The sequence below is a fragment of the Nonomuraea sp. GTA35 genome (assembly GCF_041950525.1).
Lineage (GTDB): Bacteria > Actinomycetota > Actinomycetes > Streptosporangiales > Streptosporangiaceae > Nonomuraea.
Map to the genome: position 1 here is coordinate 284,354 of NZ_JBGNUV010000006.1, position 20,610 is coordinate 304,963.

Sequence of the window (20,610 nt, forward strand, 5' to 3'; positions counted from 1 at the left end):
GCCGCCTCCTGGGCGACGTCAGGGCAGGTGGTCCGCCAGGTAGCGGCGGACCAGCTGCTTGCATTCGGCGATGAGCTCGGGGTCGCCGGCGGGATCGACGCGGAAGGCCAGCTTGAGTACGGCGTCGGTGGCCTCGACCGCCACCACCAGCGCCCGGTCGAGCCCGGGGCCGACGGGGGCGTCGAGCAGCTCCATCGACAGGGCGCGCAGGCGCTCGGCCACCACGACGTTGTTCTCCTGCGTCTCGTCGAGCGCCCACTTGCCGCCGTCGCCGGGGGCGCCGAGCACCTCGCCGAAGTCGACCACGGCGAAGCCGGGGGTGGTGCGCTTCATGTCGACGAACTCGTCGATGGCCAGATCGGCCAGATCCGTCCAGTGGCCGAGGTCGGCCGTGGGGATGAGCTCGATGATGCGCTGCAGGAACGCCTCGAGGTTGCGCCGCGCCAGCGCCCGCACCAGCCCCTGCTTGTCGTGGAAGAACTGGTAGAAGGTGCCGATGGGCACCTCGGCCCGGCGCGCTACCTCCTTCGTGGTCAGCGCATCGTAGCCGACCTCGTCGAGCAGGAGCGCGCACTCGTCGAGCATCCGCTCCACTCGCTCGACGCTCCGGCGCTGAGCGGGTCGGCGGCGCAGGGTACTGGTCATGCCTCCATCCTTGCGCATCGCCGCCACGATGAGTCAGAGTCTTTGACCGCGGGATAACATGAGCCACCCTCACGTAGGAGGCGGGAATGTTCTTGTGGGGCACGGCGACGGCGGCCTACCAGATCGAGGGCGCGACCGGCGAGGACGGCAGGGGCGCCTCCATCTGGGACACCTTCTCCCACGAGCCCGGCCGCACCAGCCGCGGGCAGACCGGCGACGTGGCGTGCGACCACTACCACCGCTGGCGCGAGGACGTCGCCCTCATGGCGGGGCTCGGCGTGAACGCCTACCGCTTCTCGATCGCCTGGCCGCGCGTGCTGCCCCTCGGCTCGGGCCAGGTGAACGCGCCGGGCCTGGACTTCTACGACCGGCTGGTGGACGCCCTGCTGGCGGCCGGGATCCAGCCGGTGCCGACGCTGTTCCACTGGGACCTGCCCCAGGCGCTGGAGGAGCGCGGCGGCTGGCTGAACCGCGACGTCTGCGAGCTGTTCGCCGAGTACGCCGCCGTGACCGCCGGACGGCTGGCCGACCGCGTCCCGCTGTGGATCACGCTGAACGAGCCGTTCGTGCACATGGCGTACGGCTACGCCATGGGCGTGCACGCCCCGGGCCGGGCCCTGCTGACCGGCGCCCTGCCCGCCGCCCACCACCAGCTCCTCGGCCACGGGCTGGCCGTCCAGGCGCTCAGGGCGGCCGGCGCCCGCCAGGTGGCGCTCACGAACAACTGCACGCCCGTCTGGCCGGCCTCCCGGGAGGAGCCGGACGTGCGGGCGGCCGACGCGTACGACATCCTGCACAACCGCCTGTTCAACGACCCGGTACTCCTGGGCAGATATCCGGACCTGTCGGCGTACACGCCCGCACTGGACTTCATCCGCGACGGCGACCTGGCGACCATCGCCACCCCGCTGGACGCCCTCGGCGTCAACTACTACAACCCCACCCGCATCGCCGCCCCGACCGGCGACGGGCTGCCGTTCGACGACGCCGGCGTCAGCGGCTACCCGACCACCGCCTTCGGCTGGCCGGTCGTCCCCGACGGCCTGCGCGAGCTGCTCACCGGCCTGCGGACCCGGTACGGCGCCGCCCTCCCGCCGATCCTGATCACCGAGAACGGCTGCTCACAGGAGGACGCCCCTGCCGCGGACGGCACGATCGACGACGCCGCCCGCGTCGACTTCCTCGACCGGCACATCGCCGCCATGCGCGAGGCCATGGCCGAGGGGGTGGACGTGCGCGGCTACTTCGTCTGGTCGCTGCTGGACAACTTCGAGTGGGCCGAGGGTTACGACCAGCGCTTCGGCCTGGTCCACGTGGACTTCGACACGCAGCGCCGCACGCCGAAGCGCTCCTACCACTGGTTCGCGGAGTTCCTCAGGGGTCAGAACACCGACACGTGAACGTGGTCGTAGTGGTTGGCGGTCACGCCGCCGCGGTCGGACATCGGGTCCCAGCCGCCGCCTGAGCGGATGTCGTAGTAACGCTGCTTCCAGATGATGTACATGACACCCAGCCGGGGGCCGTTCTTGATCAGCCAGGCGGACAGCGCGTCGCCGTTGGCCGCGTCGGAGCCCCCGGCCATCCTGCCGCCGCTCGACATCATGAAGTCGCAGGCCCGGCCCTTGCCGTGCTCGCCCGGGTCGCCGGGGCGCAGGCAGCCGACGCCGTACTTCATGGGGAAGTTCGCCATGATCTCAGCGCGTACGTTGATCATGCGCGGCGTCAGGCCCTCGGCGCCGCCGGGCTGCTGGAAGCCGTACTTCTGCAGCAGCTTCTGGATGTCGTCCTTCTTGTTCTCGAGGGCCTTGATCTCCTTGCGCAGCTTCTCGATCTTCTCGTTGGCGTTGAGCTTGGCGTCGTTGGACTTGTCGATGAGCTTCTTGATGCTCTCGACCCGTTCGGCCCGCTCGTTGGCCATGTAGGTCAGGTTGGCGGCGCCGCCCAGCATCGCGTACGGGTCGCTGCTGGGCGTGAGGAGCCGTACGCCGTCGAGCGGCCCCAGCATGTAGGAGGTCTGGGCGATCCGGCTCACCTCGGCCTGGGCGGCCCTGAGCTGGGCCTGCAGGTTGCCGGAGTTGTCGGTGGCCTTCTTGGCCTGGATCCTGATCTCCTCCAGGCTCTGGATCTGGCCGCGGTAGAGCTCGTTCAGCCGGGCGGCCTGCTTGGTGAGCTTGCGCAGCTCGGCTGGGCTGGGATCGGCCAGGGCCGGTGCGGGGGCAGGCAGTCCGAGCAGCCCGGAGAGTACGGCGACGAGAACGGCGAGCCGCCAGATTCTCACACCCGTCCCCTCCCCTCATAGACGGACCGAAACTATAGAAGATGATCTTGATCTCTGTCATCCGAACGACCGAACTGCTGCACCTTTGGCGAAACTTGTAGGGTTTTGTCCGAATCGGCGACTCCCGCTGATGTCATCGAGAGGGGCGCGGCGCGCCGGCGCCGCACGGCTCTTGCGCGGGCGGACAGAACATGATTCGGTCGCCTTGGGACATGCCGAAGACAAGCAAGCATTCGGTCAAGCGGGAGGCTCACGACATGCGCCAGCACGACAAGCTGTTCATCGGGGGCGAATGGGTGGCCCCAGCGGGCACCGGGACGATAGACGTCATCTCGCCCCACACCGAGGAGATCGTCGGCCGGGTGCCCGACGGCACCGCCGAGGACATGGAGCGGGCGGTCGCCGCCGCCAGGGAGGCCTTCGACCACGGGCCGTGGCCGCGGATGACGTTCGCCGAGCGGGCCGGCGTGATCGGCCGGCTGGCCGCCATCTACAACGAGCGGCAGGGCGAGATGGCCCAGCTCATCACCGAGGAGATGGGCTCGCCGATCACCTTCTCCAACCTCGCGCAGGCGCCGCAGCCGCTCGGCATGCTGCAGTACTACGCCGAGCTCGGCAAGACCTTCCAGCAGGAGGAGCAGCGGCCCGGGCTGTTCGGCCCGATCACCGTGCGCCGGGAGCCGGTGGGCGTGGTGGCGGCCGTGGTGCCGTGGAACGTCCCGCAGTTCGTGACCATGACCAAGGTCGCGCCCGCGCTGCTGGCGGGGTGCACGATCGTGCTCAAGCCGGCGCCCGAGACGCCGCTGGACGCGTACCTGCTGGCCGAGTGGGCGGCCGAGGCCGGCGTGCCCGCGGGCGTGCTCAACATCGTCGTCGCCGGCCGCGAGGTCGGCGAGCACCTGATCTCGCACAAGGGCGTGGACAAGGTGGCCTTCACCGGCTCCACGGCCGCCGGACGGCGCATCGCCGCCGTCTGCGGCGAGCAGCTCAAGCGGGTCAGCCTGGAGCTGGGCGGCAAGTCGGCCGCGATCATCCTGGACGACGCCGACCTGGCCGCCAGCATGGGCTTCCTGTCGATGGCCTCCCTCATGAACAACGGCCAGGCGTGCGTCGCGCAGACCCGCATCCTGGCCTCCCGCAACCGCTACGACGAGGTCGTGGACGCGATCGCGGGCATGGTGAGCTCCCAGGCCGTCGGCGACCCCGCGGACGCCACGACCGGCATCGGCCCGCTGGTGGCCAAGCGGCAGCAGGAGCGGGTGGAGGGTTACATCAAGCTCGGCATGGACGAGGGCGCCAAGATCGTGGTGGGCGGGCTCGACCGGCCGTACGACAGGGGCTGGTACGTCGCGCCCACCGTCTTCGCGGGCGTCAGCAACGACATGCGCATCGCCCGCGAGGAGATCTTCGGCCCGGTCCTGGCCGTGATCCCGTACGAGGACGAGGCCGACGCCGTCCGCATCGCCAACGACAGCGATTACGGCCTGGCCGGCACGGTCTGGACGGCCGACGCCGACCACGGCATGGAGGTGGCCCGCCAGGTCCGCACGGGCACGTACGGCGTGAACTGCTTCATGCTGGAGACCAACGCGCCCTTCGGCGGTTACAAGGCCAGCGGCATCGGCCGCGAGCTGGGCCCCGAGGGCCTCAACAGCTACCTGGAGTACAAGACGATCAGCCGGCTCGGCTGAGGTTCCGCACGAAGCGGAGGGCCCCGCCACCCACGGCGGGGCCCTCTTCGCGGATGGTGACCCAGCGCGCCCCCGCGACGCTGGGCTACCGCCCGACTACAGCAGTATGTCCCACGTCCACCGCACCGGCGGTTTCCTTCCCCAGGGACTTTCTCCCGGCGGTTTCCTTCCATCCGCCCTAGGTAGACGTGTTTTACTCAGGAAAAGTTCGAAGAGATCCATTTGCCGATCCGGCGGACGAGTTCGGGCGTCGCCGCGGCCTCCGCGTGGCCGAATCCCGGCTCGATCCAGAGCTCCTTCGGCTCCCGGGCGCCGTCGTAGAGCTGCCGCGGGTGATCCAGCGGGAAGAACGTGTCGGCGTCCCCGTGCACGATCAGCAGCGGCGCGGGCGAGATGAGCCCGGCGGCCTCGTGCGGGGGCATCGGGATCGGGTCCCACTCCTCCCTCGCGATCCGGGTCCGCTTGGCCACCCGCGCCGCCCACCGCCCGGCCGGCCGCTCGATGGCCCAGTGCACCTGCCGCATCGGCCTGGTCCCCCGGTAGTACCAGCGAGCGGGGCCGCTCACCGCCACCACCGCGTCCACCCCGCCGCGCAGCCCGGCGTGCCGCACGGCCACCGCCGCGCCCATGGAGAAGCCGACGACCGCGATGCTGGAGTAGCCGACCACGCGGGCGTGCCTGACCGCCGCCTGCACGTCGAGGATCTCCCGGTCGCCCACCGTGGTCTCGCCGCCGGACCTGCCGTGCCCGCGGAAGTCGAACGCGATCACCCCGCCGTACCCGCTCAGCACGTGCACGATGCGGCGCGCGGGGCGGTCCCGCCACGACCCGGTGAAACCGTGCGCCACCACGATGCCCACGTCGGTGCGGGCGGAGGGGGTGTGCGCGGCGTCGATGCGGACCCCGTCCTCGGTTCTGAGCATGACGGGAAAGTTGGGCGCGAGAGGCATGGCAACGAGGTTATGTCCGCCGTACGTCGATCCCGCGCCCGGCCACCCGCACCGCGATGCCGCGCTCCCTCGGCGTCAGGCCGGCCCGCCCCCACGCCGGCGAGCAGCGGCCCCCGCCCCCCTGGGCGATCACCTGGCGTGCGGGGTCAGCAACCGGTCGGATACGGATGCGAGGCGCTCAGGTCCGCGACGCTCATGATGATCCGCACCCGCGACTCGTCGGCCGCGTCGAGGGCCTGGCGGACGTTGGACACCATCACGCGGGCGCCGCTCTCCTGGATGCGGTCGCGCAGCGTGGCGGTGTCGAGATCGGGCGGCAGGGGCCAGACGACGCCGCCCGCCGCGATCACCGCGTTGGTCGACACCAGCAGGTCGGGCCCCACGGGCAGGCAGATGAGCACGGTGTCTCCAGCGCGCACTCCCCTGCGTCGCAACTGGACGGTCGCGACCGCGGACCTCTCGTCCAGCTGCTCCTCGGTGAGCTTCAGGCCCGTGCCCGAGTCCACCATCACGATGCGCTCATCCATGGGGCCCACCGTAGGGAGGGCGTCTCGTGCACACATGGGGCGGAATATGCAGATCCCTATGCAGAACTCGGCGCGGCTACGGGGCGCCCTTCTGATGCTCGGTGGCCCACACCGCGATCTGCGCCCGCGAGGTGTAACCGAGCTTCTCCATGATGTTGGCGATGTGGCGGGCGACCGTCGCGGGGCTGATCACCAGCTCCTCGGCGATGGCCCGGTTGGACAGCCCCCGCGTGAGCAGCCCGGCGATCTCCAGCTCGCGCGAGGTCAGCAACGAGTGCTTGACCGGCTCGGCCGCCACCGGGGCCCTCGGCGCGAACCGCTCGCCCGCCAGCACGTGGCGGGCGGCGTCGTCGGGGCTCGTCGTCCGGCCGCGCGACCACAGCGAGGTCGTCCGGCCCTCGCCCAGCTTGGTACGGGCCCGGCCGAGCAGCTCCTCGATCCTGGCCGTGGCCGAATGTTGCCCGATCGACTCGCGCAGCCCCGCCGCCGCCGCGGCGGCCAGCACCGCGCCTTCCAGGTCGCCCTGGCACTCGGCCAGCACCGACAGCCCCACCAGGCAGCGGGCCACGCCCTGCCGCTGGCCGGTGGCCCGCGCCAGCTCCAGGCTGGCCGCCAGTTGCTCGCGGGCGGCGCCGAACTCGTGCAGCATCGCCGCCACCCTGCCGATCCTCGCCAGGCAGCGGGTCAGCTCGGGGTCGCTGCCCAGCTCGCTCAGCCAGGGGACGGCCATCTCGTACTGGGTCTTGGCCGTCATCAGGTCGCCGCGGGCCTCGGCCACCGAGCCGAGCTGGACCGCCGTCCTGGCCATCAGCCAGCGATGACCGTGCTCGCGCGCCCGCGCCAGCGCCTCCTCGCCGTGCCGCTGCGCCTCCCGCAGCCTGCCGCGCACCAGCGCCACCGCCGACAGCCCGAGCAGGCCCGCCGCCTGGTTCCAGGTGTCGCCGGTGCGGGCGGCCAGGGCCAGGCCCTCCTCGGCGTGGTGCAGCGCGTCGTCGGCGCGCCCCATCCGCAGCAGCACGACGACGAGGAGGCTGTGCATGACGCAGCGCGGGAACACGTCGTCGCGCGACATCCTGGCCAGGCTCTCCTGCGCCACCTCCAGCGCCCGGCTCAGCTCGTCGCGCGCCTCCAGCCCGTAGGCGAGGTACGCCTTGGCGTGCGCGATCTGGCCCGCGGGCACCCCGGCCAGATCGAGCGAGAGCAGCCGCTCCAGCCGGCCGACGATCTCCATCACGTTGCCGGCCAGGGGCAGCAGCCCCGTGCTGGTCCTGCACAGGCGCAGGCCCGCGGCCACGTTGCCGGACTCGACCGCCCAGTCGAGCGCCACCCGCTGGTCGTCGATGAGGTCGCGGCTGGCGGTCAGCGCCTCCAGCCGCGCCGGCCACGGCACGTCCGGCTGCACCATCTCGGTCGTGAAGTGGCGCTCCTGCAGCTCGCACAGCACGTCGAGGTGCCGCTCGCGCAGGACCTCGCGCTCGCCGGCCTGTTCGAGGCGCTCGACGGCGTACCGCTTGATGGTCTCCAGCAGCCAGTAGCGCCTGCGGCTCTCGTCGCACAGCACGAGCGACTTGTCCACCAGCCCGCCGAGCAGATCGACGATCTCGCCCTCGGGGATGGGCCGCTCGGCGCAGACCCGCTCGGCCAGCCCGAGGTCGAAATCACCGGCGAACACCGACAACCGCCGCAGCAGCACCTGCTCCTTGGCCGAGAGCAGGTCGTAGCTCCACTCGACGGCCGCCAGCAGCGTGCGCTGGCGGGGCGGAGCGGTGCGGCCACCGGTCGTCAGCAGCGAGAACCGGTCGTCGATGCGGTCGGCGATCCGGCCGGGGCTCAGCAGGCTCGTACGGGCCGCGGCCAGCTCCAGCGCCAGCGGCAGCCCGTCGAGCGCCCGGCACAGCCGCACCACGTCGGGCAGGCTCTCCGGCCCCAGCCGGGTGCCCGCGGCCGCCGCACGGTCCATGAAAAGCTGCACGGACTCGGCGTCGGGCGTGACGCGGTCCGGCAGGTCGAGCGGCGGCACCCGCCAGATCAGCTCGCTGGCGATGCGCAGCGGCTCCCTGCTGGTGGCCAGGACGCGCAGCGACGGGCACGCCGAGACCAGCGCGGCGACCACCTCGGCGCACCTGTCCACCAGGTGCTCGCAGTTGTCCAGCAGCAGCAGGCAGCGCTGGTCGCGCAGCCGGGCCGTCATGGTGTCGAGCAGCGGCCTGGCGGCCTCCTCGCGCACGCCGAGCACGCGGGCCACCTCCTGCTCGACGAGCTCGGGCCGGCCGAACCTGGCCAGCTCCACCAGCCACACGCCATCCGGGTAGGACGGCAGCAGCCCGGCCGCCACCTGGAGGGCCAGCCGCGTCTTGCCGATGCCGCCGACCCCGCACAGCGTCACCACGCGCGTCTCGCCGAACAGGTCGTGGAGGTCATCGAGGTCGCGCTCGCGTCCGACGAACCGGTTGGGCTCTGCCGGAAGGTTGTGCCGGGGGGTAGTTGGCATGTGCTCACCCTGCGTCGCGGAAGGATCACACTCTCCCACAGTGTCGCACTTTTCACAGGCCAAGCGAGCTCACGACCGCCCTTTCGTCGACGACGCGCAGGATGGGATCCCCGAGCAGCCTCCTGGCCAGATCGTACGGCGCCACGACCATGGTGGCCCGCCGCTCCTGGGCCAGCACGCGGCAGCCGACCAGGCTCGGCTCGTGGGCGACCACGACGTGGGCGCCGGCCGTCATCGCCAGGTCGATCACCCGCAGCCCCCTGAACGGCTCGCTCACCGCGCTGATCACGACGTCGTCCTTGCCGACCACGAGCCGGGTGGCGAGCCTGCGCAGGTCGGTCGCCAGCTCGGTGTTGTCGAACAGGCGCGCGCCGTCGAGCGTGAGCGCGGGCCCGGCCAGCGGCCCGAACTCGACCGCGCCCGCGGTCAGCAGCTCGGTGAACGACCTGGCCCCCGGCGTGGGCCGGAACGCGAAGACCTGGTCCACCTTCACGGCGGCGGGGTCGTAGTGGTCCTGGGCGATCATCAAGCGGGCGCTGCCGGTGGCCGAGAGCACCGCCACCCCGCCGGCCCAGGCGACGGCGTGGACGGCCACGGGCATGGTGGCGCCGAGCGGGATGTTGACCAGCACGTGGTCGCCGTAACGCAGGCCCTGGGCGCGCAGACCCGCGGCGGCGCGGGTGACCCGTCTGGCGAAGGTCGTGTAGGACAGCACCTCGCCGGTCCTGACGTCGCTCACCGCCGGCTGCTCGCCCTGCATCGGTGCCGCCGCCATCACGAGCTCTGTCCAGGTCATGACCACAATCTAGGGACCAGGGCCAGGATTGCCATGCGCACAATTGTGCAAGCCCCTATGTAGGTGAGGCTCATCCCGGCCGGAAGGCACCGTCGCTTCACCCGCGCGTACGCTCACCGCCACCTTGTCCCGCTCTTGCCATCAGAGGGGATCAACTAGACTTAGTAGGTCGCGACTTCGCGCGGCGGCCCCCACGACACAGAGCGAGACGTCATCATGCCTTTGAACAGCCGCGACGACCTGCGGAACATCGCGATCATCGCGCACGTCGACCATGGCAAGACCACGCTGGTCGACGCCATGCTCTGGCAGTCCGGGGCTTTCCGCGCCAACCAGGATGTCGACGACCGCGTCATGGACTCCAACGACCTCGAGCGCGAGAAGGGCATCACCATTCTCGCGAAGAACACCGCCGTCCAGCACGGCGGCATGACGATCAACATCATCGACACGCCCGGCCACGCCGACTTCGGCGGCGAGGTCGAGCGCGGCCTGTCGATGGTCGACGGTGTCGTGCTGCTGGTGGACGCCTCGGAGGGGCCGCTGCCGCAGACGCGGTTCGTGCTGCGCAAGGCGCTGTCGGCCAAGATGCCGGTCATCCTGTGCATCAACAAGGTCGACCGGCCCGACGCCCGCATCAAGGAGGTCGTCGACGAGGTCTACGAGCTGTTCATGGACCTCGACGCCACCGAGGAGCAGATCGACTTCCCGATCGTCTACGCCTCCGCGAAGGCGGGCCGGGCCTCCTTGGAGCGCCCCGCCGACGGCGGCATGCCCGACTCCGAGGACCTCGAGCCGCTGTTCGACATCATCAAGTCGACGATCCCGGCGCCCACCTACGACCCCAACGCCCCGCTGCAGGCCCACGTCACCAACCTCGACGCCTCCTCCTACCTGGGCCGCATCGCGCTGTGCCGGGTCCACCAGGGCGTGCTGCGCAAGGGCCAGCAGGTGGCCTGGTGCCGCACGGACGGCTCGATCCAGAAGGTCAAGATCACCGAGCTGCTCATGACCGAGGCGCTGGAGCGCAAGCCCGCCGAGGAGGCCGGGCCCGGCGACATCATCGCCATCGCCGGCATCCCCGAGATCATGATCGGTGAGACGCTGGCCGACCCCGACGACCCGCGCCCGCTGCCGCTCATCACGGTCGACGAGCCGGCCATCTCGATGACCATCGGCACCAACACCTCGCCCCTGGTCGGCAAGGCCAAGGGCTCGAAGGTGACCGCCCGCATGGTCAAGGACCGCCTCGACAAGGAGCTGGTCGGCAACGTCTCGCTGCGCGTGCTGCCCACCGACCGGCCCGACGCCTGGGAGGTGCAGGGCCGTGGCGAGCTGGCGCTGGCCATCCTGGTGGAGCAGATGCGCCGCGAGGGGTACGAGCTGACGGTCGGCAAGCCTCAGGTGGTCACCAAGGTCGTCGACGGCAAGGTGCACGAGCCGGTCGAGCGGCTGACGGTCGACTGCCCCGAGGAGTACCTCGGCGCGGTCACCCAGCTCCTGGCGGTGCGCAAGGGCCGCATGGAGCACATGACCAACCACGGCACCGGCTGGATCCGGATGGAGTTCGTGGTGCCGGCGCGCGGCCTGATCGGCTTCCGTACCGAGTTCCTCACCGAGACGCGCGGCACGGGCCTGGTGCACCACGTGTTCGACTCCTACGAGCCGTGGTTCGGCGAGCTGCGCACCCGCAACAACGGCTCGCTGGTGGCCGACAGGTCGGGCCCGGTGACCGCGTTCGCCATGCTCAACCTGCAGGAGCGCGGCGTGCTGTTCGTCTCGCCGACGACCGAGGTCTACGAGGGCATGATCGTCGGCGAGAACTCCCGTTCCGACGACATGGACGTGAACATCACCAAGGAGAAGAAGCTCACCAACATGCGCTCCTCCACCAGCGAGGAGACGGAGAAGCTGATCCCGCCGCGCGTCCTGTCGCTGGAGCAGGCCCTGGAGTTCATCCGCGAGGACGAGTGCGTGGAGATCACTCCTGAGGCCGTGCGCATCCGCAAGGTCGTGCTCGACGCCGCCACCCGGGGCCGCGCCGCCGCCCGCGCCAAGCGGAGCTGACGGAAAGCTTCATACCGAGCCGCGTTTTGCTCGCTTTTCGCGAACAAAGCGCGGCTTTCCGGTAAGTACGGGGAGTAAGCCTCCCGGCTCAGCCACGTGCGATGGATGGACTCTCCCGGGTCACGCCGTAAAGAAAAGTTGTTATGGGAGCAGCTGTAATCACACCGTGACCCGGAGAGATAGAACAATGCCGCATGCCGGAGAATCATCCAAATTGTGGGAAAGCTCCGGATGGCAATCGCGTTCGGGCTGGCGCTGGTGTCGTTGGGGGCGATCGTTTGGTGCACCGTTGCAGCCAGACCGGTAGCGGAGCCTGCTCCGCCGAAAGGCACCGCAGGTCCCAACCCGTGGGTGGCCGCGGCCACCCGCGCCGACCCCGACGTGCGCTGGGCCCGCAGGGCCGAGACCACGGTGATGATCTCCAGGGCGGGCCACGCCGACCTGGAACCGGTCCCTGACGGCCGGCTCGATCCCCGGCAGCGCCACGTCAAGGTGACCATCGAGCACCGGCTCCACCTCGCCGGCAAGGACACCCTCATCGAGGCGTTGCGCCAGGGCAGCGGCTTCCCGGGCACGCTGCAGCAGGTCACCGACGCCGCGTTCGGCGCGATCAAGGTGGACGGCCCCGCCCTGGCGCCCACCACGCGCCTGGCGCCGGTCCTCACCTCGCAGGGCGGGCGCACCACGGCCCGGTTCACGGTGACGGTGCTGCGCCAGCTACGGCCCGACCAGCTGCTCAAGCTGGACTTCGAGGAGCCCAAGGCCTTCCCCCTCATCGTGACCGGCCGGTCCATCTCCGTGCTGCCCGCCGAGTGGACCGTGCTGCGACTGGAGGGCATCACGCCGGAACAGGAGGAGGTGGAGCGGCTGGCGTTCACCGTCGGGGCGTACCCGGTGAGCATGACGCTGGCCCACGACTCCTTCGGCTTCGCCGACGTGGTCGTCGAGGAGGACTTCTCGTGGGCCACCGCGCTGGGCGTGCTCACCGCGATCGCGCTGATGGTGTTCCTGGTGCGCTCGCTCGGCGAGGGCTGGTGGGCGCGGCTGGCCAACAGGGAGCTGGTCATCGGGCTGGCGCTGGCCGCGCCCGCGCTGCTGATCCCGCTGTTCGCGGAGGACTGGTCGGCGGTGGCGTACGTGATCCTGTTCATCGCCGTGCCCCTCCTGGCGCTGCGGCACGCGGGCCGGGTGCTGCCCACCAGCCCGCCGTGGGACACCCGCGACCTGCTGGTGGTGACCGGCGTGGGGGTGATGATCGGGCTCGGCATGCTCGTCTGGTCGTGGCTGCACGGGCAGCTGTCCGGGCAGGCCCTGCTGGTGGGCGGGGCGGTGGCGGCCGTCGCGGCGGCGGGCTCGGCCATCGCGTTCAGCGTGGACCTGGGGGTGCGGCCGGTCGTCGTGCGCCTGGCGGTGCTGTCGGCGGAGGCGGCGATCGGGCTGCTGGCGCTGGCGCTGTGGCTGCGGGCGCTGGCCGACGGGGTGTACCCGCCCGACAGCGTCCGGCTGGTGTTCGCGCTGAGCTGGGCGCTGATCCCGATCGCCGCCATGGCCGTGGCGACCAAGCAGTGGAAGCGCCAGGCCGTGGTCGGCGCCGTGTTCATCAGCCTGCTCGTGCAGGGGTGGCCCACCGAGTGGCTGGACGCCGGGTCGTGGAGCCTGGCCGTCGCCCAGGAGGAGCCGCGGATCGGCAGCCTCGTGCTGACACCGATCGTGCGCGGGGTGATGGGGCTGCTGCTGCTCGGGTTCGTGATGCTGGTGCTGCGGCTGCGGCGGCTCGGCGGGCAGCTCTCCACGGTCGACAACCCGGTGGCCGAGTCGACCATGATCTGCGTGCTGATGGTGCTCTACATCACCCCCAGCGGCAGCACCACGCTGGCCGACATCGACGTGCCGCTGCCCCTGCTGGCCATCACCTCGCTCGTGGCCTGGGCGACCGCCCAGTGGCTGCTCACGGGGCCGCGCATGGCCATCCCCGAGCCGATGGACCTGGAGGAGCACCGGGCCCTGGTCAGGGCCGCCCTGCACAAGCGGCTGCTGCTCGTCTCCGAGCAGGAGCTGTACCGGATCGGGCGGGGCAGGATCGGCGCGGGCGAGCTGACCATGGCCGACTTCGACCAGCAGCGCAACACGCTGGAAGCGGCCTTGAACCGGCACGGCAGGCACCCGGAGACCGCGTTCGCCACCTCCTCCGGCTGCACGCCCTGGTACAACGGCATCCACGCGTTCACCGTCAGCCTGCTGCTGAGCCTGCCCTTCGCCCTCGTCTACGGCTGGCCCGAGGGGGTGGACCTGACCAGCTTCGTCTTCGACGGGCGTTACCTGATCACGCTGCCCGCCTTCGGGTTCCTGTTCGGCTACTTCTACCCGCGCATCCGGGGCACCCAGCCGATGACCAAGGCCCTGCACCTGACGGCCGCCGCCCTGCTGACGGAGCTGTCGGGCTACCTGTCGACGCTCGCCGAGCCGGACATCGGGGCGATGGACAAGGCGCAGGTCGTGGCCATCGTGGTGGGGCAGGTCATGATGGTGTGCGTCGGGCTCGGGCTGTTCTGGGAGTGGCGCATCATGCACCTGGCCGGGGAGCCGTGGGCGCGGGTGCGCAACCTGCGCAGCATCCGCAGCCTGGCGGCGCCGACGCTGGCGCTGGTGCTGGCGGCGGGCACCACGGCGGCCTCCTCGGCCGCCGGGCAGACGGTGGACCGCATCCTGAAGGGCGACCAGATCGTGACGATCCAGGCGCCGCGCTGACCTGCCGCCGGCGGGCGGCGCGGGGCCTGGGCCGGCAGGTCAGCGGCGGGGCAGCTCGCTCCCGCGCACGTGCGTGCACAGCCACTCCACCAGCGGCCCGAACGCCCGCCAGGCGTGCTCGACCCGCCCGCGCACCTGCGCCGTGTGCACCCATTCCTGCGGCTCGAACCGCATCCCGGCGAAGAGCGACCGGTGCCGCAGCAGCTCGATGCGCGGATGGTTCTCGTCGAACCCCCGGGGCCGCGTCTTGAGCCGATCGCCCAGCAGCTCGTACCCCTGGGCCGCCAGCGCGCCGGTGATGGACTCCAGCGGCTTGCCCGACAGGTCCTCGTCCACGGCCGCCCGGTAGCGGGCCACCTGGTCGGAGGCCGTGGAGTAGACGCCGCCCGCCACGAACAGCCCCGCCGCGCTGATCTCCACGTAGAGCCCGATCGCCGGCATGGCCTCCACGAACGCGCCCTGATGGGTCTTGTAAGGCGCCTTGTCCTTGGAGAAGCGCACGTCGCGGTAGGGCCGGAAGAGGTGGGCCGGCCCGAACTCGGCGGCCAGCTCGTCGGTCAGCGCCAGCATGGGCGCCCGCACCGCCTCCTCGTAGAGCTGCTTGTGCCGGCCGAAGTACGTCTTGGAGTTGTCCGCCTCGAGCCCTTCGTAGAACAGGAACGCCTCGTCGGGAAAGCCGCTGAAACCCATGCCGACAAGACTGCCACGCTGCACCGACAGGTCAGCGGGCGGTGTACGTCCTGCCCGGCGCGGGCGTCTTGCCGTACAGCTCCGACACGGTGACGAACGTGTACCCCTTCCTGCCGAGCGTGTCGAGCATCGCCGGCACCGCGTCCACCGTGCTGCGGTGGATGTCGTGCAGGAGGACGATCGAGCCGGGCTTGGCGGCGCCCGCCCGCTTGGCCACGGTGGTGGCGACCCGGTCCTGCCAGTCGAGGGTGTCGACGTTCCACAGGATCTGGGCCAGGCCCTCGCGGCGCGTCTCGGCCGCGACGTCGTCGTCGGTGGACCCGTACGGGGGCCGCATCACCCGCATCCGCACGCCGGTGAGCCGCTGCACGATGTTCTCGGTGTGCTTGAGCTCCTTCTTGAGCGCCTCGTGCGGCAGCTCGGCGAGCGGCGGATGGCTCCAGGAGTGGTTGCCGATCTCGTGGCCGTCGTCCACGATGCGCCGGACCGTCCGCCCGCCCTTGTCTGCGGCCACCATCTGCCCGATGACGAAGAACGTGGCCCGCACGTCGCGCTGGCGCAGCATGTCCAGCAGCCGCCCGGTGTGCTCGCCGGGGCCGTCGTCGAAGGTCAGAGCCACGCACTTGAGCCGGGCGCAGTCGAACTTACGGCTGGCCGGCCAGCCGTGCTGCATCGATCTCAGCCGTTTGGCGAGTGCCACGGGATCGACGACGACCGGCCGTGACGGCACGATCTGCACCCTGGCCTGCTGCCGGCGCGGCACCGACTGTGTCACGCAGCTCACCAGGGCGACAAGGGCCAGCGGCAGGGCCCATACGCGCATGCTTCCCCCCGAAACGCCGCATGCGGGGGCCTACGGATAATCCTGGACCGGTACCCCCCGCAGCTCCCTGGCCAGGTCATCCCACCAGAGTGGGACATCGGCCTGCAATTCCTGGTAGCGGCGCGCCACGCGCATGGCACATCCGACCGGATCCGTACCCAGATGCCGACGTTTCACCGGTCCTTCCTGCCACCGGTAAAAACCATCCCTGTACCGGACGACCAGGCCGATCCATACCGAGATGGTCTCGTCGTCGCCCACCTCGTACGCACTGGTGACGCCCAGACCATGAAGCTCCGCATGGAGTTTCTCCGTCGCCGCTCGGGCCTCACTCACACGCCACCCCCTGCCGACGTCGTGCAGCAACGCGGTGATCGTCGCAGGCGTTCACCGCACACAAGGGATGTACCCAACAACGGGCATCAGCCGTCCAAGACATGGAGTAATCATGAAACTCCGGGGCGTGATCAGGGGGACTTTCGCGCTTATTGGTCAGGCGAGTCCTGGGAGTCCAGAGGATACCGGGAGTCGTGGGGCTCGCGTGGCTCGGCCACCACCATCACGAACCTGAGCTCGGCCTCGCCCCTGTTCGCGTAGCGGTGGGGGCGGTCGGCGGTGAAGAGCACGGCATCGTCTTTCCCGATCACATGGCTCTTGCCGTACACCGTGAGCGTCAGCTCTCCCTCCAGCACCGTGAGCATCTCGCGGGTGCCGGCCGGGTGGGCGTCGCCGTCGTGGTGCTCGCCGGGGGCCAGCCTCCAGTCCCACAGCTCCAGGATCATCGGCATGTCCGCGCCCACCAGCAGCCGGGCCTCGCCGTTCCCCTGCCGGAACGCCACCACGTCCGCCTTGTCCACCACCCGCACCATCGGCACGTCGCCCACCTCGACCAGCCGCGCCACGGTGACGCCGAGCGCCGAGGCGATCCGGGTCAGCGTGGAGACGCTGGGGTTCGTCCGTCCCTGCTCGACCTGCACCAGCATGCCCCTGCTCACGCCCGACCTGGCGGCCAGCGCGTCGAGCGTCAGCCCGCGGTGCGCCCGCTGGGCGCGGACGTTGTTCGCGATGGCCTGCGTGATCAGCTCCGGATCTTCCATGGAGTGCAGTCTAGTGAAATGAATTTGCAGTGGAATGTACCCTCTATGTTGTACTACCAGTGCAATCCATTGAACTGAGGGGAGATCACGGTGACGGTGCTCCTGGCGACCGCCTGCGCGATCGTGTACGGCACGGCTGACTTCTTCGGCGGCCTGGCCACCCGGCGTACGCAGGTGCTCTCCGTCGTCGTGCTCTCGCAACTCGCCGGCCTGGCGCTGATCCTCGGCCTGCTGCCGCTGCTGCCCGGCACGTACAGCGACGCGGCGCTGGCGTGGGGCCTGGCCGGAGGGCTGTCGGGGGCGGCCGGGCTGGTGCTGTTCTACCGGTCGCTGGCCACGGGCGTCATGTCCGTGGTGGCCCCGACGACCGCCGTCACCTCGGCCGCGCTGCCCGTGGTGTTCGGGCTCCTGACGGGCGAGCGGCCGCAGGCCTGGGCCCTCGTGGGGGTGGTGCTGGCGCTCGGCTCGGTGCTGCTGGTCAGCCAGGAGAAGCCGGGTGGCGGGCGTGGCTCGCTCGGCTCGGTGCTGACCGCGCTGGCCGCCGGCGCCGGGTTCGGCGGGTTCTTCATCCTGCTCGCCATGGCGCCGCACGAGGCGGGCCTGTGGCCGCTGGTCGGCGCGAGACTGTCGTCGGTGTCCACGGTGGCCCTGCTGGCGCTGCTGACGCGGCGCGCACTCAAGCCGGGCCCCGGCTCGCTGCCCGTCATCCTCGCGGCCGGCGTCCTCGACATGGCGGCGAACGTGCTCTACCTCCTGGCGCAGCGTGACGGCCTGCTCAGCCTGGTAGCCGTGCTGGTCTCGCTCTACCCCGCCAGCACCCTGCTGCTGGCCAACCGCGTGCTCGGGGAGCGGCTGCGGGCCGTCCAGGTGTTCGGGGTGGTGTGCGCGCTCGCCGCGGTGGCGCTCATAGCCGTTGCGCAGCACCTCTAGCGCTTGCTACGTTTCGCCCGTGCGCCCTGTGCGGGCACGTTCCGATGGCGAGTCGTTGAAGCACGTGGCCGTGCCGTACGACTCTGATGAGCGCTTTCTGGATCTGGCCGTGCCGCGGGTGCGGGCCGCGCTGGACGAGGGCAGGCGGGTGCTGGTGATCACCGGCGCCGCCAAGCTGGCCCAGCTGCGCGAGGCCCTCGGTGGCGACGCCGAGCGCGTCGACAGCCGGGTGCCCGCCTCCTGGTACGACCACCCGTACCGGATGCTGGCCGCCTACCACGAGTACACCCGCGGCCGCCGCACCCTGGTGATCGGCGAGCCGAGCTGGACGGGCATGAACCGGCGCCAGGTCAGGGAGCTCATCCGCTGCGACTCCGTGATCAACGCCGCGCTCCGCGCGACGGCGGCCATCATGCTCTGCCTGTACGACCTGCGCCGCGTCCCGGAGGCCGTGCTCCACTACGGCCCGGTCAACCATCCCGTGCTGCTCGGCTCCGAGGGGGAGACGGCCAGCAACCGGTTCGTCGAGCCGCACGAGCTGGTGCTGCACGACGACCAGGCCCCGCTGCCCGAGCCGCCCGGCGACGCCGGCACCTTCCGCTTCACCGCCAGGGAGCTGAAGCGGCTGCGCCACCACGTCGGCGACTACGCCAGGTCGGCCGGCATGGACCGCAACCTCATCACCTCGCTGGTGATCAGCGTGTCAGAGATCGCCGCCAACAGCGTCGAGCACGGGGCGGGGTACGGCACGATCACGATGTGGACCGGCGACGGCGAGCTGGTCTGCGAGATCGCCGACCCCGGAGGCGCGCTCGACGACCCGTTACCCGGCTACATACCACCGGAGCCCGAATCCCCACGGGGATACGGGCTCTGGATCAGCAGGCAGCTCTGCGACCTGGTGGAGTTGCGCGCGGAGGACGGGCTGTTACGCGTCCGCCTCCATCTCGGCATGGGGGCCTAGGCGGCACGCTGCGCGGGCAGGCGCACGGCGCCCTCCTCGCGGGCGTACTCCTCCAGCATGCCCCGCAGCTGGCGGCGGCCACGGTGCAGCCGCGACATCACGGTGCCGATGGGCGTGCCCATGCGCTCGGCGATCTCCTTGTAGGCGAACCCCTCGACGTCGGCCAGGTAGACGGCCACGCGGAAGTCCTCGGGGAGCGAGCGGAGGGCGTTCATCACGACGCTGTCGGGCAGCCGGTCGAGCGCCTCGGTCTCGGCCGAGCGCAGGCCCGTCGAGCTGTGCGACTCCGCGGCGTGCAGCTGCCAGTCCTCGATGTCCTCGGCGGCGGACAGCTTCGGCGAGCGCTGCTTCTTGCGGTAGTCGTTGATGAAGTTGTTGGTCAGGATCCGGTGGAGCCATGCCTTGAGGTTGGTGCCCTCGCGGAACTGGTGGTACGACGTGTAGGCCTTGGCCACCGTCTCCTGCACCAGGTCCTCGGCGTCGGCTGTGTTACGGGTCAGGCGCATGGCGGAGGCGAACAGCTGCGACGTCACGGGCACGACATCGCGCTCGAACCAGTCCTGACGCTGCTCATCGGTCATAGTGATCAAAATTCATTCCCCCTTGCGCTATCCCCCGTATTCGGCACAAGCCGCCTGACAGCGGTCCCATCTTCGCAAGCCCCTGGTAAGGGACGCGTTAGAGAGCTCCGCCTTGGTCAGAAGGGGTTGATCGTCCATCTGCTCGCGGCGTGCGTGGTCACGTCCACGGCCGGACAAGTCTCATTATCATAACACTACCCACCCAATTTTGTAGGAATAGTGGCGAGAGTCACATGGGATAGCGTATGAGGATGAGATTCGTGGACCGGCACCATTCGGGTACACGCCGCTGGGTGGCTGAGGCCATACGCAAGGTCGAGGCCGATGCCAACCGTAGTTGCGACACACATCTGCACGTCTTTCCGCTTCCCTCGCACTGGGGCGTAAACCTCTACTTGAAAGACGAGTCGGTGCACCCAACCGGTTCACTGAAACATCGTCTGGCCCGCTCCCTATTCCTGTACGGTCTGGCCAACGGCTGGATCGGCCCGTCCACGACGATCGTGGAGGCCTCCAGCGGCTCCACGGCCGTCAGCGAGGCGTACTTCGCCCGGCTGCTCGGCCTGCCGTTCATCGCGGTCATGCCGGCGGCCACGTCCCCGGAGAAGATCCACCTCATCGAGTTCTACGGCGGGAAGTGTCACCTCGTCGACGACCCGGGCACCATCTACGACGAGTCCCACCGCCTGGCCGCCGAGACCGGCGGCCACTTCATGGACCAGTTCACCTACGCCGAGCGGGCCACCGACTGGCGCGGCAACAACAACATCGCCGAGTCCATCTTCTCCCAGCTCTCCCTGGAGCCCCACCCGGAGCCGGCCTGGATCGTGGTGGGCGCCGGCACCGGCGGCACCTCCTCCACCATCGGCCGCTACATCCGCTACCGCCGCCACGCCACCCGCCTGGCCGTCGTGGACCCGGAAGGCTCGGCCTTCTACCCGAGCTGGACCTCGGGCGACACCTCCGTCACCGCCCCCGGCTCGCGCATCGAGGGCATCGGCCGCCCCCGCGTGGAGCCCTCGTTCCAGCCCACGGTCATCGACCGCATGATCGCCGTGCCGGACGCCCGCTCGATCGCCGCCATGCACTGGGCCCGCGAGGTGACCGGCCTGGACGTCGGCGGCTCCACGGGCACGAACCTGGCGGCCTGCGTGGACCTCGTCCAGGAGCTGCGCGAGTCGGGCGAGCAGGGCAGCATCGTGACCCTGGTGTGCGACAGCGGCGACCGGTACAAGGGCACGTACGGCAACCCGCGCTGGCTGGCGGACCAGGGCCTGGACATCGAGCCCCATCTGGCGGAGCTGCGCGCCTTCCTCGCCACCTGAACCCGAG

General features: G+C 70.6%; 18 protein-coding genes. 7 read left to right on the forward strand and 11 right to left on the reverse strand.

Annotated elements, in window-relative coordinates:
• Positions 1-18: 18 nt before the first annotated feature.
• On the reverse strand, positions 19-645 hold the full coding sequence (locus tag ACBJ32_RS27900; protein WP_357872429.1) for a TetR/AcrR family transcriptional regulator: 627 nt from the start codon (positions 643-645) through the stop codon (positions 19-21).
• Positions 646-731: 86 nt separating this feature from the next.
• Between ACBJ32_RS27900 and ACBJ32_RS27905 the strand changes: the two genes are divergently transcribed.
• Positions 732-2,045: a GH1 family beta-glucosidase gene (locus ACBJ32_RS27905; RefSeq protein WP_375129213.1), complete on the forward strand. Its 1,314-nt coding sequence runs from the start codon at positions 732-734 to the stop codon at positions 2,043-2,045.
• Here ACBJ32_RS27905 and ACBJ32_RS27910 read toward each other — a convergent pair.
• Positions 2,027-2,923 carry a hypothetical protein gene (locus tag ACBJ32_RS27910; protein WP_357872424.1) on the reverse strand — a complete coding sequence of 299 codons (897 nt, stop codon included), beginning with the start codon at positions 2,921-2,923 and terminating at the stop codon, positions 2,027-2,029. The two genes, ACBJ32_RS27905 and ACBJ32_RS27910, sit on opposite strands and share 19 nt — an antisense overlap.
• 257 nt (positions 2,924-3,180) lie before the next feature.
• Here ACBJ32_RS27910 and ACBJ32_RS27915 point away from each other — a divergent pair, with 257 nt between their 5' ends.
• Positions 3,181-4,614: an aldehyde dehydrogenase gene (locus ACBJ32_RS27915; protein WP_375129442.1), complete on the forward strand. Its 1,434-nt coding sequence runs from the start codon at positions 3,181-3,183 to the stop codon at positions 4,612-4,614.
• A 197-nt stretch (positions 4,615-4,811) separates the two neighbouring features.
• On the opposite strand, the gene ACBJ32_RS27920 is transcribed toward ACBJ32_RS27915, so the two are convergent.
• The 4 genes from ACBJ32_RS27920 to ACBJ32_RS27935 all read right to left on the reverse strand — a co-directional run bounded on the left by ACBJ32_RS27920 (position 4,812) and on the right by ACBJ32_RS27935 (position 9,378).
• Positions 4,812-5,537 (reverse strand): alpha/beta hydrolase, encoded by a 726-nt coding sequence (locus ACBJ32_RS27920; RefSeq protein ID WP_375129214.1) that lies wholly within the window; start codon positions 5,535-5,537, stop codon positions 4,812-4,814.
• Between the two features lie 173 nt (positions 5,538-5,710).
• Complete coding sequence (locus tag ACBJ32_RS27925) at positions 5,711-6,091, reverse strand: AMP-binding protein (protein WP_375129215.1); 381 nt, start codon at positions 6,089-6,091, stop codon at positions 5,711-5,713.
• Positions 6,092-6,167: 76 nt separating this feature from the next.
• Entirely contained in the window at positions 6,168-8,582 is a 2,415-nt protein-coding gene (locus ACBJ32_RS27930; RefSeq protein WP_375129216.1) for a LuxR C-terminal-related transcriptional regulator, read from the reverse strand.
• 52 nt (positions 8,583-8,634) lie between these two features.
• The gene (locus ACBJ32_RS27935; RefSeq protein WP_357872414.1) at positions 8,635-9,378 is read right to left on the reverse strand and encodes an AMP-binding protein; all 744 of its coding nucleotides are present in this window, start codon (positions 9,376-9,378) and stop codon (positions 8,635-8,637) included.
• Positions 9,379-9,594: 216 nt separating this feature from the next.
• Between ACBJ32_RS27935 and typA the strand changes: the two genes are divergently transcribed.
• Entirely contained in the window at positions 9,595-11,445 is a 1,851-nt protein-coding gene (gene typA / locus ACBJ32_RS27940) for a translational GTPase TypA (RefSeq protein ID WP_375129217.1), read from the forward strand.
• Between the two features lie 351 nt (positions 11,446-11,796).
• A complete protein-coding gene (locus ACBJ32_RS27945; protein WP_375129218.1) occupies positions 11,797-14,193 on the forward strand; it encodes a hypothetical protein in 2,397 nt (798 codons plus the stop codon).
• Between the two features lie 39 nt (positions 14,194-14,232).
• Here ACBJ32_RS27945 and ACBJ32_RS27950 read toward each other — a convergent pair whose 3' ends face one another.
• The 4 genes from ACBJ32_RS27950 to ACBJ32_RS27965 all read right to left on the reverse strand — a co-directional run bounded on the left by ACBJ32_RS27950 (position 14,233) and on the right by ACBJ32_RS27965 (position 16,803).
• Entirely contained in the window at positions 14,233-14,883 is a 651-nt protein-coding gene (locus tag ACBJ32_RS27950) for a DUF2461 domain-containing protein (protein ID WP_357872406.1), read from the reverse strand.
• Between the two features lie 31 nt (positions 14,884-14,914).
• Positions 14,915-15,706 carry a polysaccharide deacetylase family protein gene (locus tag ACBJ32_RS27955; RefSeq protein WP_375129219.1) on the reverse strand — a complete coding sequence of 264 codons (792 nt, stop codon included), beginning with the start codon at positions 15,704-15,706 and terminating at the stop codon, positions 14,915-14,917.
• A 30-nt stretch (positions 15,707-15,736) separates the two neighbouring features.
• A complete protein-coding gene (locus tag ACBJ32_RS27960; protein ID WP_357872400.1) occupies positions 15,737-16,072 on the reverse strand; it encodes a hypothetical protein in 336 nt (111 codons plus the stop codon).
• Between the two features lie 119 nt (positions 16,073-16,191).
• Positions 16,192-16,803 carry a cupin domain-containing protein gene (locus tag ACBJ32_RS27965; RefSeq protein ID WP_357872398.1) on the reverse strand — a complete coding sequence of 204 codons (612 nt, stop codon included), beginning with the start codon at positions 16,801-16,803 and terminating at the stop codon, positions 16,192-16,194.
• 90 nt (positions 16,804-16,893) lie between these two features.
• Between ACBJ32_RS27965 and ACBJ32_RS27970 the strand changes: the two genes are divergently transcribed.
• Positions 16,894-17,733 (forward strand): EamA family transporter, encoded by an 840-nt coding sequence (locus tag ACBJ32_RS27970; RefSeq protein ID WP_375129220.1) that lies wholly within the window; start codon positions 16,894-16,896, stop codon positions 17,731-17,733.
• A gap of 19 nt (positions 17,734-17,752) precedes the next feature.
• Positions 17,753-18,697, forward strand: coding sequence for an anti-sigma factor RsbA family regulatory protein (locus ACBJ32_RS27975; protein WP_375129221.1), 945 nt, complete (start codon positions 17,753-17,755; stop codon positions 18,695-18,697).
• On the opposite strand, the gene ACBJ32_RS27980 is transcribed toward ACBJ32_RS27975, so the two are convergent.
• On the reverse strand, positions 18,694-19,278 hold the full coding sequence (locus tag ACBJ32_RS27980) for a sigma-70 family RNA polymerase sigma factor (protein WP_043618296.1): 585 nt from the start codon (positions 19,276-19,278) through the stop codon (positions 18,694-18,696). The genes ACBJ32_RS27975 and ACBJ32_RS27980 overlap by 4 nt on opposite strands.
• A gap of 251 nt (positions 19,279-19,529) precedes the next feature.
• On the opposite strand from ACBJ32_RS27980, the gene ACBJ32_RS27985 reads away from it, so the two are divergent.
• A complete protein-coding gene (locus ACBJ32_RS27985) occupies positions 19,530-20,603 on the forward strand; it encodes a PLP-dependent cysteine synthase family protein (protein WP_357872390.1) in 1,074 nt (357 codons plus the stop codon).
• Positions 20,604-20,610 lie beyond the last annotated feature (7 nt).